This window comes from Micromonospora sp. NPDC049366, from assembly GCF_044466625.1.
Classification (GTDB): Bacteria; Actinomycetota; Actinomycetes; order Mycobacteriales; family Micromonosporaceae; genus Micromonospora.
In genome coordinates, this window is record NZ_JBITMV010000007.1 from 14,831 (window position 1) to 30,622 (window position 15,792).

Annotated in this window: 11 protein-coding genes; 4 read left to right on the forward strand and 7 right to left on the reverse strand. The window is 68.0% G+C overall.

Annotated elements, in window-relative coordinates; genetic code table 11:
* Positions 1 to 25: 25 nt before the first annotated feature.
* The 4 genes from ACIBTV_RS12115 to ACIBTV_RS12130 are packed head-to-tail and all read right to left on the reverse strand — an operon-like array spanning position 26 to position 2,971.
* A complete protein-coding gene (locus ACIBTV_RS12115; protein WP_396704043.1) occupies positions 26 to 826 on the reverse strand; it encodes a protein phosphatase 2C domain-containing protein in 801 nt (266 codons plus the stop codon).
* A gap of 14 nt (positions 827 to 840) precedes the next feature.
* Complete coding sequence (locus ACIBTV_RS12120; RefSeq protein ID WP_396704044.1) at positions 841 to 1,842, reverse strand: hypothetical protein; 1,002 nt, start codon at positions 1,840 to 1,842, stop codon at positions 841 to 843.
* A 13-nt stretch (positions 1,843 to 1,855) separates the two neighbouring features.
* Positions 1,856 to 2,578, reverse strand: a complete 723-nt coding sequence (locus ACIBTV_RS12125) for a TauD/TfdA family dioxygenase (RefSeq protein WP_396704045.1) — start codon at positions 2,576 to 2,578, stop codon at positions 1,856 to 1,858.
* Between the two features lie 33 nt (positions 2,579 to 2,611).
* Positions 2,612 to 2,971, reverse strand: a complete 360-nt coding sequence (locus ACIBTV_RS12130) for a hypothetical protein (protein WP_396704046.1) — start codon at positions 2,969 to 2,971, stop codon at positions 2,612 to 2,614.
* Positions 2,972 to 3,233: 262 nt separating this feature from the next.
* Here ACIBTV_RS12130 and ACIBTV_RS12135 point away from each other — a divergent pair, with 262 nt between their 5' ends.
* The 4 genes from ACIBTV_RS12135 to ACIBTV_RS12150 all read left to right on the forward strand — a co-directional run bounded on the left by ACIBTV_RS12135 (position 3,234) and on the right by ACIBTV_RS12150 (position 7,723).
* Positions 3,234 to 4,658 (forward strand): hypothetical protein, encoded by a 1,425-nt coding sequence (locus ACIBTV_RS12135; RefSeq protein WP_396704047.1) that lies wholly within the window; start codon positions 3,234 to 3,236, stop codon positions 4,656 to 4,658.
* A 291-nt stretch (positions 4,659 to 4,949) separates the two neighbouring features.
* Complete coding sequence (locus ACIBTV_RS12140; protein WP_396704048.1) at positions 4,950 to 6,266, forward strand: hypothetical protein; 1,317 nt, start codon at positions 4,950 to 4,952, stop codon at positions 6,264 to 6,266.
* Positions 6,267 to 6,654: 388 nt separating this feature from the next.
* The gene (locus tag ACIBTV_RS12145; RefSeq protein WP_396704049.1) at positions 6,655 to 7,536 is read left to right on the forward strand and encodes a helix-turn-helix domain-containing protein; all 882 of its coding nucleotides are present in this window, start codon (positions 6,655 to 6,657) and stop codon (positions 7,534 to 7,536) included.
* Positions 7,529 to 7,723 (forward strand): DUF397 domain-containing protein, encoded by a 195-nt coding sequence (locus tag ACIBTV_RS12150; RefSeq protein WP_396704050.1) that lies wholly within the window; start codon positions 7,529 to 7,531, stop codon positions 7,721 to 7,723. The genes ACIBTV_RS12145 and ACIBTV_RS12150 overlap by 8 nt, the downstream gene beginning before the upstream one ends.
* A 61-nt stretch (positions 7,724 to 7,784) precedes the next feature.
* Here ACIBTV_RS12150 and ACIBTV_RS12155 read toward each other — a convergent pair whose 3' ends face one another.
* The 3 genes from ACIBTV_RS12155 to ACIBTV_RS12165 are packed head-to-tail and all read right to left on the reverse strand — an operon-like array spanning position 7,785 to position 15,788.
* On the reverse strand, positions 7,785 to 8,033 hold the full coding sequence (locus ACIBTV_RS12155) for a hypothetical protein (protein WP_396704051.1): 249 nt from the start codon (positions 8,031 to 8,033) through the stop codon (positions 7,785 to 7,787).
* A gap of 34 nt (positions 8,034 to 8,067) precedes the next feature.
* Positions 8,068 to 12,981 carry a class I SAM-dependent DNA methyltransferase gene (locus ACIBTV_RS12160; RefSeq protein WP_396704052.1) on the reverse strand — a complete coding sequence of 1,638 codons (4,914 nt, stop codon included), beginning with the start codon at positions 12,979 to 12,981 and terminating at the stop codon, positions 8,068 to 8,070.
* Complete coding sequence (locus ACIBTV_RS12165) at positions 12,978 to 15,788, reverse strand: helicase-related protein (protein WP_396704053.1); 2,811 nt, start codon at positions 15,786 to 15,788, stop codon at positions 12,978 to 12,980. Before ACIBTV_RS12165 ends, ACIBTV_RS12160 begins: the two co-directional genes overlap by 4 nt.
* Positions 15,789 to 15,792 lie beyond the last annotated feature (4 nt).

Here is a 15,792-nt window from a genome sequence, read left to right on the forward strand (position 1 = left end):
ACGTGGTCCTTCCGTGGACGTGGCGTCAGTTCGGGGTCAGCAGGAGCGCCGCGACGTCATCGGCCCGCTTGAACCGGCCACTGCCATTGCCGGGCTGGCTTTCTGCGTCCCGGATCAGTTTCTCCAGATAGTGCAGCCCTCGATCGTTCGCGTCCCTGATCACCTCGGCCCACGAGCGATACAGCCCGTAGTCGGTGACAAGACGGGCGAAGCCGTCCGTACACAGCAGGATGCAGTCGATGCCTGTCCATTCACCGCAGACGGTGTGCGGGCGAAGCTGGCGGTGCGGGTGCCCGGAGAAGACCGATTCGACATCACCGGAGGTCATCGTGTACAGCCGGCGTCGGTGCATCGCCGCGACGATCCGGCCCGCGTCGCCCTCATTCGTCGCCACTGCCGCAGCTTCCCGTCGGTCGAAGTAACCGGTCGACAGCACCACCGGCCGATCGCCGTCGACCACGGCGGTGGCGTCGCCGATGCGGGCGAGGTCGTAGCTGGTGCCCTGGTCGACGCAGACCGCTATCGAGCAGGCGGGCGGCACCCTGCTGGCGGGGAATGCCAGGGTCGCCTGTTCGTCGGCCACGTCTGCGGCGATCGACGTCAGCAGTGCGGCGGCGCAGTCCCGGTAATCGTCAGCGCCGGCCTGAGTCAAGCGCTCACCAACGCGGTCGACAAGCCACTGCACGTCACTGTCTGCGGGAAGCACGGTGTCGTCGTAGAGGTCGGTGGCGCCATCGATGACCCAGGCGAGGGTGCCGCGGTGGCCGACACGGTCCTCGTTTACCCGCGCGCCTCCAGCGGTGGATATCGCTTCCGCCACCTTCATAGCTGGTCCAACTCTCATGACATCCACGAGGCCGGCACGAACATCCCCGCCCCGATCATGGCGCATCCGATGACGACCGCTGCGATCACCCGGCGAATGCGGCTGTTGTTGACGAGAGAGAACGTACCGAAAACGACTGCGATTGCGCCGGACGCCACGAGCATGAGGCGGAGGCCCTCGACGCCGGCGCTCTGGCTGGCGATGTTGCTGGCGGTGGCGATGAACGCCACCACGGCCGCCAGCAGACCCAGCAGTTGCAGCTGCTGGCCTTTGAACTCGGTCAACTCGGTGCGGAAGCGGGCGTGGGCCTGAGCCCATCGTGCGCGCTCCTGCATGAGATCGATCCGGATGCGGCTCGACTGGTACTGGGTCAACCGCCGCGGGTGGTCACGGGAGGTACGCGGTTCAAGTTCGATTGCCTGCGCCACGGCAGCCCGGGCGGCCTCGAACTCACCCCGCAGTGCCAGCACCCGCCCCTTGGTCTCGTAGTAGTGGGCGGCACGACCCTGGGTGAGGGTGATTGCCCGGTCGACGTGTCGTTCCACCTCGTCGAGGTCCCGCGCGGGGCCGGGGTCCTCCAACCGTTCGAGGTATTCGACCCAGAACGCCGCCAACTGATGAACCACCGCCGCCACGTTCGGCATCGCGGCGACGGCCTGCCGCGAGAATTCGACGGAGCTACGCAGCGAGGCGAGGTCACCCTTGGCCCGGGCCACGATCGCACGGAATGTGTGGAAGTAGGGCTCGGATCCGAACTCATCCTCGTGATGCCGGACGACCGAGGAGTACTCGGCGTGGCGCTCCTCGCGTCGCAACCGCAGCAGGAGCGCGTAGAGCGCCACGAACCGGGACCGGGTGCGGACGGCGTGATCGTCGAGAACGGCTCGCAGCAGCGGCTCGGGATCCGCGTACGCCTCGATGACCGCGCGGACCGCCTGCGGAAAGGCCGCGTCGGACGGCGACGGCACCGTCGACAGCGCGGCAATCAGGTGGGCGCGGCTCTTGGGCGGCGACACCGCCGGGCGTGGTTTAGGAACTCGCAATCGAAAACCCCCGGTTCAACCACGCGTACGGATGGTCGCTGTTGACGCTCGCCAAGAACCGCACCAGACGCCGATCGCCGGCAAACGCGGCTCGCCCGTGTAAGAAGCGGTGATTGTGTACGAGGTAACCGTCGCCCGCTCTCAGGCGCAGGGACCGAGTCATCTCGACGATCAGGCGACGGACGGCTGCCACGGGCTCCGTCCGTCCGTCGGTGCTGTACGGATGGGCGATGCAGTCGTTGCGGTACCGGATGCGGGCGTGGTCGGGGCTGAACTCGACGACCGGTGGGCCGAAGCGGCCGCTGGTCGTCCTCAGCCGCAGTCGGGCGATCTCAGCGTCCGAGGCACACCGGCGGGCGAGCGCCAGCACCCGGGCTCCGTCCACCAACGTGGCGCTTCCCCCGTCCCTGGCCGGTGCGAGCATCAGCGTGGCGAGCACGCTGGGTGGCTGCTCGTGCAGGCTGCGATCCGTGTGCGGCGACAGGGCGAGATCGGTGAAGCCGGCCTCGTTGTCGCTGTCATCGCTGCGCAGGCGAGGCGCGATGACCGTCATCCCGTCGATGACCTGGTGCGGATGGTCGACCGGGACCGTCCACCGGTCGAGCAGCGCCCTGACCTCGGCCACGGATCCCTGCTGGATCAGGACAGCGCCATCGCGGGCGAGAGTGACGGGCAGCAGATCCGGGCCGACCTCGACCTCGCACCCCACCTTTACCAAACGCATCGCCCGGCCGACCCGCGGTCAGTCCTCAGGTTCGTCCAGTGCGACGGCCGCCGGAAGCTCCGACCTGACGGGGGGCTGCACCGGGGCGGGATTGGGCAAGGCGCCCAGACCCGCGCGGTCCAGCGCGTCGTGCAGGTTCCCGACCAGCTCCTTGAGCACGTCCTCCCGCGCCTGGTTGTACGCGAGTTGAGCTGCGGCGCCGGCGGCGGCGCCCGCGCGCTCGTAACCGCCCCAGGTGTCCAGCCACTCGTAGGAGCCGTCGACACGACGCATGCGGGCGACCCAGTAGATCGATCCCTGTTTACGGACGGTCCAGTAGCTGCCATCGGCCGTGTAGTTCCGGTACGCCATGCCGACCAATCTATCGACGGAACGCATAGGTCGCCTCACCTTTATGGTCCACTTCGGACGACCAGCAAATTGGTGATGTTCATGGAGTCAGCCGGGCGGTATGCCATCTCTCGTCAATGGGAATTGCACGGCGGGGCGGGCAGAGAACACCGGCTTCGCACTGACTTGAGGGCAGCCAATGATCCACTGCTACTGCCCCACCGGCAGCTCCCACTCACATTGACACTCTGAGATTCTTCGATCACAGTGAGTGCCTGTCCCGTGCAGTGCGTCAGCACCGGGGGTGCGCGTGGAGATTGAATCCCTCGTCCAGTCGCTGAACTACCAGTCGCTGCTGGCGCTCGAATCCTCCGACCAGCTCGTCGACGACGTGCTCCGCTACGCCGAGACACACGCCAAGACGCGGCAGGCGTACTGGCATCACAAGAGGTTGACCCCGGTCGACGTCGGTAAAGGCGGGATGCGGACCACCCCGGCGCAGGTCCTGCACGAGCTGGGGGTGGCCACCACCCTGTTGACCGCATCCCCGCTGTCGCAGGTGGCCCGAAACTGGGCTGCGGTCCGCTACTGCGCCACGCTGACCAGGGTCGGCGGCAGACGACTCGCGCTGACGCCGGATGCCAACGAGGTCGTCTATCACCACAAGGTGACCCAGTCCGAGCAGCTGGGCATCGGGCTGGCCCTCGTCGTCGCCAAGCACCTTCTGCGCCGCCAGCACCGGGGGTGGACCTTCCACGCGGTCGACGCCGAGGTGGCGTTGAAGGCCGGCTTCGTGGACGGGGCCGGCGCGGTGGAGTCGGTCTCGCGCACCAAGAAGCGACCGGATTACATCCTGCTCGGCCACCACGCCACAAATACCCGCAGGCGGATGAAGATCGTGGTCCTGGAGTGCAAAGGAACCCACCAGCCGCCGAGCTTCATCCACGGGCAGCTCGCCCGGGCCGCCGTGCAGGTGGAGGCGCTGTCGGTGGGCGGAAGCCACCCGCCGTCGCTGATGGTCGCGTCGCACCTCACCCATGCCGGGATAACCGCTTACGTGCTCGACCCGCCCGGCGATGACGAGTTGTGGTCCGGCGATGACGAGGAGCTCGACGACCTGTTGAGCACCCGTCCCGAGGACCAGTTCTGGCGACCTCGCACGGCCACTCCTGATGAAGCCCCGGCGAGACATGCGCTGTCCGGCGTACCGTCCGCGGCCGATCAGGCCGCCCCGGAGCCGGACCTGGCTGACGAGCTACCGCCCGGCGCGCCTCAGGTCTTCGACATTCCTGAGCAGCAGCGTGGCTGGTTCACCCAGATTCTGACCCGCGCCGTGGCGGCCACCGCTCTGCTCTTCGCCGGAAATAGCGAAGCCGCCAGTGGCTATGCCACACCCCGCCAGCGCGGAACGGAGGATCCGAGATCGCAGCCGGGGCTTTTCGACCTGGACCCGGCGTGGGCGACGAGCAGCGCCGCGACGTTTGAGCTTCCCAACGGAATCGTCGCGGAGGGCACCCGGCACCGCGCCCCCTTGGGGCGCGGTAGGACGTTGGAGGTGTTCCGAGGTGTGGAGAGCCGCCTCTACCGGGAGCTGGCCGAGGGCCGGGTCGGCGCCTATCTGCGGGAGGCGCCGAGTTTCGGCAGGAACGCGACGCTGCCGGCCGACGGCGGTGTGTACTCGTTCGGCCGCGACGGCACCGTCCTGGTCGTCCGAGTCCTCGATCGCAGCGGTTGACACCGACTCCTACGTGCCACCGCGACCGACGCCCCGACCGCAGCGTTAATGGGTACGAATGGCGACCCGCACCACCCAACTCCAGCCGCTCGACACCGCGACCTCCTGCCGTTGATTGCAGTGAAGGCTGGGCGTCATACCGGCGCGCCGACGGACCGCGCGAACGGGCGTCAGCCACCGCATAGCGAATAGCGGCGACAATCTGGGCAATGGTCACGTCGCCGACCTGAGGATGTTGTTGGCGTCGCTACCACCGCTTATGGTGATGCGCAGTCTCAGGAGGGACAAGACGTGACCGCTGATGGCAACGCCGCTGTGCCGGTATGGACACTCGCCACGGACGCCGTGAGCGTGCCGGACGTGCTGGGTGATGGGGGCATGACACCGGCTCGACTCGCAGAGCTGAGGACCGTCCTGGCTACGCTGGCGGATGCCCCGATCGCCACGCTGGAAGCGTATCCGATCTCGACCAAGCGTGACCGGAATGACGGAATTCCCCTGCATGCGGCCAGTCCGCTCGCTCAGCAGTTGTCGCAGCTCGTGACGCAGACCGCGAAGTCGGCGCCTCCGACGGTGAACGTCGCCGCTACCGGTGAGGTGCTCTACCGGATGGTGGTGCCGGCGAAGGTCGCCGCACAGGTCGGCAAGGGACTTGTCCGACCCATGGCCGCGAAGGCGGCCACGGGAGCTGTTCGCGGCCCGCTGGTCAACTCGGCTGGCCGCATCGTCGCCGGTGCCACGTTCCATCCCGTTACCGGCAAGGCCGCTGTCGCGGGTGCCGCCACCGGTTCGGCCACCACGGCCGGTGTGGCAGTGGCCAGCGCGGGCGCGTTGACAGTGGCCGCGCCGCTGGTGCTGATGGCCGTCGCGGTCGGCGTCAGCGCCCACGCCGATCACCAACGCCAAAGGGCAATCGAGCGGATCAACGACCTGCTGGAGCAGCTGCACGAAAACAGCCTCGAGACCGAACGCAGCGAGTTGGACGGTTGCCGTGACGCGATCGACAAAGCGACGTCGATTCTCCTCGACCAGGGCCGGGTCGGCCTGTCGCTGGGGCTGGACTCCTCGTCGTACGCGATCAGCACGGCGATCGAACGAGCGAAGCGTCGGCTCGTCAAGTGGCACGATGCGCTGGCTGCGCTGCCCGACGGGCCGGTGGAGGTCGGCGCCCTGACGACTGCCTTCCCCGGCATCAACGAGGAGGGTGGTGTATTCCGCGCGCACCTGGAGCTCGCGCGACTCGCCATCGCTCTCAAGCGCCGAGTGATGGTGCTGCAAGCAGTTGAGCACGCTCAGCTGGCGGGCACGAGCAATCCGTTCAAGAGCTTCGTCGGGACGTTGCACGACGACGAGCGCCGCGTCGACGAGCTGGAATCAGGGATCAACGGAGTCCTGCTGAGGCTGTCGACTCTGGAGTTGAAGCGTAACGGCGGCTTCCGAAGCATCATGTTCACCCAGGGCGAGGTCGACGAACTACTCAAGGCTGCATACCGCCTCCGCGCCTTCGGCGATGACCTCAACCTGGGAATCCATCAAGCCGACGTCGCGATCGAGATCGAGCGACGCAACGACGGATCTCTCGTGGTGTTCCCCGGGGTCGCCGCCTGAGGGACGTTGTCCCTGGTGACCGACCCACATCCGCCCACCGGCCCGGCACGGGACATCTGCCGGGCCGGTGGGTGCGGACCCATCAGGCGGCTCGGGGTGGTGCGGCATCGCCCTCGCGTACGGGCCGCACTCGTCCCGATGATGGTCTCCAACGGCCTTCGGCCGAGCAGACCTCCCGCCACACCATTGCACCCTCGGTAGCAGGCCGATCAGGCGCGCGTATCAATGGCGCGTTCATGGCTCCTGTCGGGGGCGTCTTGTATGGTCGGAGACGCAATTGACCCGCGTGATAGTCGCCCGGGGAATTGATTCCCGGGGGCAACAGCAGCGCGTTTCACCGATGGCGTCCGGATGTAACAAAATGCAACTTGCGAGAGGACGGGAGCTGATGGCCGACGATATGGGATCGACAGTGCCGCGACGGCAGCTCGGTCGGGCGCTGCGGGAGCTGCGCACCGAAGCCCGGATGACGCTCGACGGCGTGGCGGAGGCACTGCACTGCAGCCGGCAGAAGATGTGGCGCATCGAGACCGGCCTCGGCCCGGTGCGCGCGCTCGACGTCAAGGCCATGTGCGAGCTCTACGGGGCGACGCCCGACCTGGCCGGCGCCCTCACCGCCCTGGCCGCCGAGACCAAAGCCAAGGGCTGGTGGCACTCGTACGGCGACGCTATCCCCGACTGGTTCGAGCTCTACGTCGGCCTGGAATCCGCCGCCTCGCGGCTACGGGAGTATGAGGACACTCTGGTGCCCGGGCTGCTGCAGACCCGCGCCTATGCTCGTGGCGTCTATCAGCACCGTTCACGCATCACGCAGGACGATCGTGAACGGCTGGTCGAGGTCCGTTTGCAGCGCCAGGCCCTCCTAGAACGTCGCCTTCCACCCGCACCCCAGTTCGAGGCGATCCTCTCCGAGGCAGTCCTCCTACGGGTCGTCGGCAGTCCTGCCACGATGGCCGAACAGCTACGGCACCTGCTCAACGTAGGCGCGTTCCCCCACGTCTCGATCCGGGTGCTCCCCCTCAGCGCCGGTCTGCACTTCGGCGCGGTGGCCGGCCCCTTCGTCATGCTGGACTTCCCGCTCCGCAACCGGGTCGAGCCCGATCCGTCCCTCATCTATAGCGAGTCGCTGACTGGAGCGCTCTACCTCGATCGCAAGGAAGAACTCGCCATCTATGAAGAAGTGTGGGCGAGCCTCACGTCCCTGGCCCTCGATGAGCAACAATCGAGGCAACTGATCAACAAGATCATCGGAGAGGTCCATCATGGCTGAGCTGACTGGCGCCCGTTGGCGCAAGAGCACCCGTAGCGGCGACAACGGCGGGAACTGCGTGGAGGTCGCCGACAACCTGCCGGGCCTCGTTGCGGTACGGGACAGCAAGGACCCGAGCGGGCCCGCGCTCACCTTCTCCCCCGCCGCGTGGACCAGCTTCGTCCGAGCCACCAAGTCTGGGTACTGAGCCACACAAGACGGGAGCGCAGCCGGCGGCCACGCCAGAGGCGCTCCCGTCGCGCAGTCAGTCAGGAGGCGGCGTCCCCGACCGCAGGCTGGGCCACGTCATCGAAATAGTCGATCGACATCGCCGTCATCTTGTCGATGTCCGCGATCATCCAGGTGCCCTGCGCGGCGACCTGCACAGCGGCCGTCCTACCGTTGATCGTCACGAAGGTTTGCGCACCGTGCAGGCTCGCCGAATGGCCCTGTAACAGGGCCTCAGCCACCGCGAGGTGCCGCCCAGCCTGGTGCTTCTGGTGGTTGCTGGGAACCATCTGCTCTCCTTCGGTGTCGAAGAGGGGTAACGGGCTACGACGGCTGCCAGCCCGCGTCGATCGCGTCCTGAAGCCGCTTGCTGAACACAGCATGTGCCTGCCGATACTCGTTCTCCCGATCTGCCTTGTAGAACGGCGCGGTGTAGCCGTCGGGCACCGGGTGGCGCTGCGGATCATCGAGGTACACCATCAGCTGCTCGTAGTGCTGCTTCGTCTGCCCGAAGCCGAACGCATACGAGTCGGCCGCGAGGCGCCGCCCAGACGCGTCGAACCACATCTGGTCCTCGCGTTCGGTGAGGATCCGGAATCGCGCCCGCACCATCGCCAGCAACTCGTCGATACCGATCCCCAGCCACACCGCGACCAGGGCGTCGATCTCCACCAGCGCTGCTCGCCGCTCCCGCTCACCGCGCAACGCGGTGGCGGCTGTCCACGCCGGCTCCACCTCGCCGAGCGGGCCGAGGCCGGGCCAGGCCGTGGCCCACCGATCGAGCGACCAGTCGGCGTCGAACAACCCGTTCCACAGCGGGGCGTACGCGTTGGTGACGCAGTTGAGCCGCAGGGTGCGCAGCAGCAGGTGCGACGCCAACGGGTGATCGGCGCTCGGCGCTGGCATCACCCGTGCCTCGCCCGGTTGGAGGTGCGACCGGCCAGTGATGCGGAGCAGGTAGTCCAGCGGCAGGGCGGCCCAGAAGCCGGCCGACAGTGCGGTCGTCCGATCGTCAGCCAGGGCCATGCTGTGCACCGCGTGAACGTGTGCCGGTCCGGGCGGGATCAGCGCGGCGAACAGCGAACGCTCGGTGTTGAAGGCGATCATGCACCGCCACGCCAACCGGTACCGCTCGGTGTACCGCACGCCGTCCCAGACGTCCTGCGCCTTCTTGGTCTGCGCCTCGGCACCGGCGAGCACGTAGTTGGTGCCGGGAACGAAGTCCGGCGGCATTGTGGTGAGATCGAGCGCGTCCCAGTCGCTGTTGGTTCGACAGGGAACACGCGGCTGCTTGGCGAAGGGTGTGGCGACGCCGAGATGCGGCCCTTGCAACACCAGCCCATCGAGTGAGTCGGGCTGGCCTTGATGCCAGCGGATCAGACCGTCCTTCTTGCCGTTCGCCTCGTGGTAGCCAGGACTGATGCGCAGATCCCCGTCGCCCAGGCGGCGCTTCGTGGCGGTGAGGGCGGCGATCGCGTGCTCCTCCTCGACGGTGACCGGATGCAGCAGCGCGGCGCGACCCGCCGCAGTGTCCGCACCGCCCCGCAGCCCATGCCACAGAGCAAGCTTGGCGCCGTCCACCTCAATGACGCGAGACCGGTGCGGCCGGAGGTCCCAGCTCCCGTTGTGACGCTGACCCGGGACCGGGCCGCTTCCATCGTGGTCGAGCGAGTCGGCCAGCACGCGGGCCCCGTAGAGTTCGCTGAGGTGCTTGAAGCTGACCTCGCTCGGCGGAGCGTAGATGTGGACGCCGAACTCAACGGTACGACCCGCGTCGTCGAAGGCCCAGTTGGCACCATTGACGAAGCCAGCGTGGATGCGGAGGTGACGGTAGGCCGCCTCCCTCAGCGCGCCTTCCCTCGCTCCCCCGAAGTGGGTGTCCGGGTGGATCAGACCCGCCGTGCCTGACCGGCCAAGGTGTGACCAGACCCGGCACACCATCGCCCGGTAGAGGTCCGGCTGCGTGCCGACCAGCAGCGGATAGCTGCCCGATTGCGTCAGCGACGCGACCAACCCGGCGTTGCTCGTCAGCTGCCCAAGGAGATCCGATCGGGTGACCCCGCTGGCGAGCTGCGCAGACTTGCGCTCCCGCCACAGCTCGACCGGTGGCTTCTCGGCCAGCCGGAACCACGGCTCGTGCTCGGCGAGCACCACATCTTCCATCCAGCGGGGCCGCACCCAAGGCGGGTTGCCGACCTGGAGGTCGAAGCCGCCTTTCGCGAACGCGTGCGCGAAAGTCAGCTCCCAGTGGAAGAAGCCCTGCTGGTCGGCGATCAGATCAGCCGCAAGGAGCCAGGGAAAACGGTCAGAGAGGGTCCAGGGTGAGTCGACGCCGATCACGCCGTCGAGCTTCTGCTCGAAATCGCTCATCTCGCTCAGGCTCGTGAACGTCAGGCCGTAGAACCGCTCGGCGTTCTCGTCCAGGTCAGTCCGGCCGATGAGCGCCTCTGCGAACGTCAGCCAGTCGTCCAGGCTAGACAGCGGCACCTGCTGACGGAGCTGTTCCGCCACCGTCATCCGTCGGCTGCCGGTCGCCTTCGTCGGCATCTTTATCTGCTGCGGCTGCACGTTGCCGAATATGTCCGCCGTCTCGTAGACCACCGGTTCCTCGTACGCCGGCTCGTCCTTGATGTGCGAGACCTGTACGGACGCGGCAGGGTAGGCCGGGTCGGAGCCGTCAAGCAGCCCGACCTTGTCCAGTGGCCAGAACCACAGCGCGCACCAGACGTCCATCAGCGTCTTGAGTCGCCAGTAGGGCGTGCCCGGCGCGGTCAGGTCGGCGAGGATCTCCTCGCGGGGCACCGCCTCAGTGACCGGCGGCAGATCGTCGGCGCCCCAGACCTTGATGTCGCGGCGGATCTCCCGCTCCGAGATCTCAAGCCGCTGCTGCACCAGCCCCCACAGGAACTCAACCCGTCGGGCGAGCGCCTGCAAGCGCTGGACCTGCGAATTCTTCCCCTTGGCCGACGGCGTGCGCTTCATCGCCGTACGCCAGGCTTTCAATCGCGCGGTCTCGGCCGGCGCCAGCTCGCGGGCCTCCTTCTCCCCCGCGACCGCACCCCAGCCGTCGGCGGGGAGCAGGAAGTGGTGGATGCTGCCCTCATCGATCGGCCCGTCCCGGAAGGGCTGCTCCTTCGGCGCGGTGGTCAGCCACGACTTGTCGGCGAGCTGCTTCGAGGTGTAGGTCTTACGACCGCCGCCGATGAGCGAATTGCCGCGCTGCAGGTGCAGGCCGAACCAGGGGGCTTGGAGGCCGGCGTGCATGACGTTGAGCCAGAGCGACACCTCGGCCAGCTCGACGGCGGTGCGGTTGAGGTCGACGCCGTAGCTGTTGTGCAGGGCGATGTACGCCTTCACCCGCTGGAGTTCGAGGTGATAGTCCTCCGGGTCGAGGGTGACCTCCAGTTCCTTCTGGCGGCGGCGCAGGTATTCGGCGGCGACCTGGTTGATCGCCTCGTTGAGGAACGCGCCGGAGCCGAGCGCTGGCTCGCAGATCGTCCAGTCCAGCAGCTCACGGGCCGGGGTGACCGTGTCGTCCTGGTCGAGCCGGTACTTGAGGGCGAGTTGGACGGTGACCTCGGTCAGCGACTGCGGCGTGTAGTAGGAGGCGCTGGTCTGCCGGTCCCGGCCGGCGAGGCGGTAGACGAACTGGCCGGGCTGGTAGCTGACCCGGCTGCGGACACCGGTGTAGGGGTCCTCCTTGTAGACGAAGACGGTGTCGTCGTACTCGTCGACCTTGGAGGCTGGGATCATCCACGAGCCGTCCTTCGGGTCGCCGTTCTTGGCGACCTCGTAGAGCTGCTCGGTGGCGACGAAGCCGGTGTAGGACATCAGGCCCTCGTAGACCGCGCCGAGCTGGTTGATGCCGAGCTGGGCGTAGGAGATGAAGCCACCGCGGCGCTTCTTGCCGCCCTTGGTGAGCATCAGCCGGCGCAGCACCTCGTAGAGGACCTTGTTGCGCAGCCGGGTGTCGATCTTCGGGGCGTCCTCGTCGTCGGGGTCGCTGCCGGGCACGGGGATCAGCCGGCCGATGAGCTTGGTCTTCTCCGGCAGGAACAGGTCTGACTTCATGGGCTCGAAGCGCAGCCCTTCGCCCTCGCTGGCCTTGTCGGCGATCTCCGCGCCGCCGCGCGCCCGGTGCCCCTCGTTGACCATGCGGAACAGCAGGTCGAGGGATTCGTAGAGGTGGTAGCGGCCTTCGGCGGAGGGGGCCATCCGTCGGGAGACGAGGTCACCGAGGCGGGCCAGGCTGTAGCCCTCGACGTACTGGGGGTCGTTGACGGGCAGCACGCCCAGCTCGGGACGAGCCTCGGCGTAGAGCAGGAACAGGATGCGGTAGAGGTAGCGCAGCGACTCCCGGCCCAGCTCCTTGGCGAGTTCGTCGAGCTCCATCACCTGCTGCGGCTGGTAGCCGGCCTGCCGGATCTGGTCGAGGACCTCATTGGCGATGAGCTCGACGGAGACCTTCAGACCCTCGCGCAGTTCGCTGGAGACGCCGACGGCGTGCTGGCGGGAGCCGGCGACCAGGTCGGCGAGGGGTTCGGCGCCGCCCTCGGCGGGCGGGCGTAGCGAGTCGGCGCCGAAGAGCGCGGCGACGACGTCGAACTCCTTGTCGTCGTTGCGGGCGTAGGCGGTGTCGAGGCTGACGGCCAGGTAACGGCCCTCACCCCAGACGGTGCGGTCGGCCAGGGTGATCACGCCGCCGCTGAGGATCAGCACGTAGCGGGGCTTCGGGCTGTCGGCGGCGAAGAGTAGGGAGGCGAGCTTGGCGCCCGTCTCGATGGTCTCGGTGCTGGACAAGGTGAGCGGGTCGAGCAGGCGGCCGGCGTCATCCGGGTCCTGGGCCGCCTCGGTGTCGACCGCCCAGCCGCAGTCCAGGGCAATGACCCCGTGCGCGGTGCCCAGTTCGGCGTGGGCGACGCGGACCTCGTGCTCCTGGCCGGCGCGCTCCACCGTGATGGTCTGCGGCCGCGGGTCGAAGCCGAGCGCCCGCAGCACGTCCTGGTGCTGCTTACGCAGCCGCTCCGGGTCGAAGAAGTCGGCGTCGGTCAGCTCCGTCTTCGCGTCGAAGTACTGCCGGCGCATGCCGCGCAGCCCGGCGCGGGGCGTTACCCGGCCGGACTTCTCATCCTCGGACCACTGCTTGAGCAGGCCGCCCTTGAGGGTGGTGGGCAGGATTTCGGCAAGATAGTGCGCGGAAAGGTACTCGCCGCGATTCGTCAGCGACTCGAAGCTCATGCGGCACTCTCCTGCGACGGTACGAGGACGGCGAGCACCCGCAGCAGCGGGTCGCCGGCGGTTTCCAAGCGGTCGAGCAGGTCGTGCTGCTCCTGGACGGTGGCGTCGACGCGTTGGCGTCGCCTCTCCCGGTGTGCGCCGGGCAGCTCATCGAAGAGGCTTGCCTGCTGGAAGGCGCTCAGCTGCTCGCGGTACCTGCGCAGCGGCTCGGCGTGGGCCTCGGTCCACTCGTCGCGCCTGTCTTCCAGATACTGGCGGGCGGCGTCGACGGCCTGCGGCAGGAGTGCCTTCAGCGGGTCGATCGCGATGGTCTCGGCGCGGTTGACCATCGCCGGTCCGACGTTGGCCTCCCGCAGGACCTCGTCCATCGGCCGGACGCTCGGCGAGGCGGGCAGGTCGGAGACGGCCATCCACTGCACGACCGTGGGTTGGCCGAGGCGGTTGGCGTAGACGCCCTGGATCAGGAACGTCGGCGCGGTGACGTCGGCGGTGAGCACCGGGGCCTGCTGGCGGCCGAGCCGGATCAGGACCTTGTCGACCAGCCAGTCGACCATCGGGTGCACGTCGCTGAGGAAGGCGATCTCCGGCCACATCGGGGTTCTGCTCTGCCGGGCCTGGTCGAGTTTGCGCTGGGCGAGCGCGCGGTCGAAGGTGACCTTGAGCCGCAGGTCCTCGCCCTCGCGGTGCGCCCGCAAGTAGGAGCGGGGCAGGTCGGTGAGCCGGTGCACCAGGTCGTCGGGAGCCAGGAAGGTCAGCAGCTCGTCCTCGCGGCGCAGGTCGATGTGATCCTCGGGCCGGTCCTCGTAGATCTCGTAGAGGGCGGTGTCGATGAAGTCCTGGGTGGAGTTGAAAAGCTTCGGCACCCGCGCCCGGGGCACGTCCGCGCTGACCGGCGCCGTGCCCACCTCGGCGAAGAGACCGGCCATCACATCGACCTCGGTGTGGGCGGCCTCGTAGGACTCGTCCACCGACTTGCCGGCGAGCAGGTCGCGGACCAGCCGGTCCTCCTCGGCCTTCGCGTCGTAGAGGCCCGTCGCGGCCTCCACGCTGCCGAGGCTGCGGTGGGCGGTCTCCTCCCGATTGAGCAGCTTCTCGGAGACCGTCCGGTCGTCCTTGGCGTCCTCACGGTCGGAGGTGAGGATCAACGCGCGGAACTGCGGCCGGTGTTTCTGCCCGTAGCGGTCGATGCGGCCGTTGCGCTGCTCGATCCGGATCAGGCTCCACGGGATGTCGTAGTGGATCAGGTGGTGGCACTGCTGGTGCAGGTTGACGCCTTCGGAGGCGACGTCGCCGGTGAACAGCAGCCGGACCTCACTGCCGGCCAACTCGAACTCCTGGAGGATCTTCTGCTCGTCGGAGTCGGCCACCCCGCCGTGCAGCACCCGGATCGCGTTGGGCTTGAGTCCGAGCATGCCGGGGACGACCTCGGCGAGCCACTTGATGGTGGGTACCCGTTCGGAGAAGACCACGGCCCGGGTGTCGCTGTTCTTGCCGACGCCGATCTTGCGCAGCTCGTCGACCAGGCCCTTGAGCTTGCTGGAGTCCTGGTCGGTCATCGCCGAGGTCAGCTCCGCGAGCCGGTCCAGAGCTGTCCGCTCGACGCGGGTGACGTTCTTACCGTTCTTGCGCCGGTTGGCCACCGTCTCGTGCAACGCCCGGTGCGAGGAGAGGAACGACTTCAACAAGGTGTACGGGAAGAGCCGGTGCTGCCCGGTGATCGCCTCGTCGGTCCACTTGCCGGCCAGCCACACGTCGGTCAGCTCGTCGAAGATCTGCTCCTCGATCGGAGTCGCTGCGCAGTGCACGGCCTCGGACGGACCGCGGTCGGCCCAGCGGTCGCCGATCTGGTCGCGTACCTCCGGGCTGATCTTCGTGCGGCGCAGGTAGAGGTGGGCGATGTCGCTGGCCTGGTAGTCCTTCTCGTTAGCGATCGCCGCCGGGTCGAGCAGCGAGATCAGCTGGGCGAAGGATTCCTTGTCGCCGTTGTGCGGGGTGGCGCTGGCCAGCAGCAGCGCGTCGGTCTTCGCGGCCAGGCGGCGGGCCAGCTCGTTGCGCTGGGTGCCCCGGTTGATGAGGTTGTGCGATTCGTCGATGACGACGGCGTCCCAGGTCGTGGCTTCGAGGTGGTGGCCGAACTGGCCGGCGTCCTTGAGGGTGTCGACCGAGATGATGGCCCGTTTGAAGTAGGTGAACGGGTTACGCCCGGCGGGGATTTCCTGCTGGATGCGCTGGATGCCCGTCGAGTCGAGTCGGACGAGCGGGATCGCGAACCGGGTCCAGAGTTCGCGTTGGAACTGCTCCAGCACCTGCTGCGGGGAGACCACCAGGATGCGTTCACCGCGGCCCCGGCGGATCAGCTCGGCGAGGATCAGCCCGATCTCCAGGGTCTTGCCCAGGCCGACCACGTCGGCGAGCAGGATCCGCGGCCGCAGGCCGGCCAGCGCCAGCTCGACGGGGCGCTGCTGGTAGGTCAGCGGGTCGAGCAGGAACCGGTCGGCCAGGGCCAACCCCCGTTCGGTGCGGGGTAGCGGAGTACGCCGCAGCACCGCTTCGAGGAAGAGGCGGCTCTGCCGGAAGCGCGACGAGGTGTCCTGGACGAGTTCTGTGTCCTCGGGCACCAGCGGCGTGATGTCCTCGAGCGCGGTGAAGAACGTGGCCTCGACGTCCTGCACGAACTCGGATACGCCGACCGCCTTCACCATCGTCCCGTCGGCGGTGCCGGTCTTGACGCTGCGGATCAGCCATTCCTCGTCGCGCACGACGATGCGGGAGCCCGGGGCGAAGGTCGCGGCCTGGGTGGTGGTCATCGGT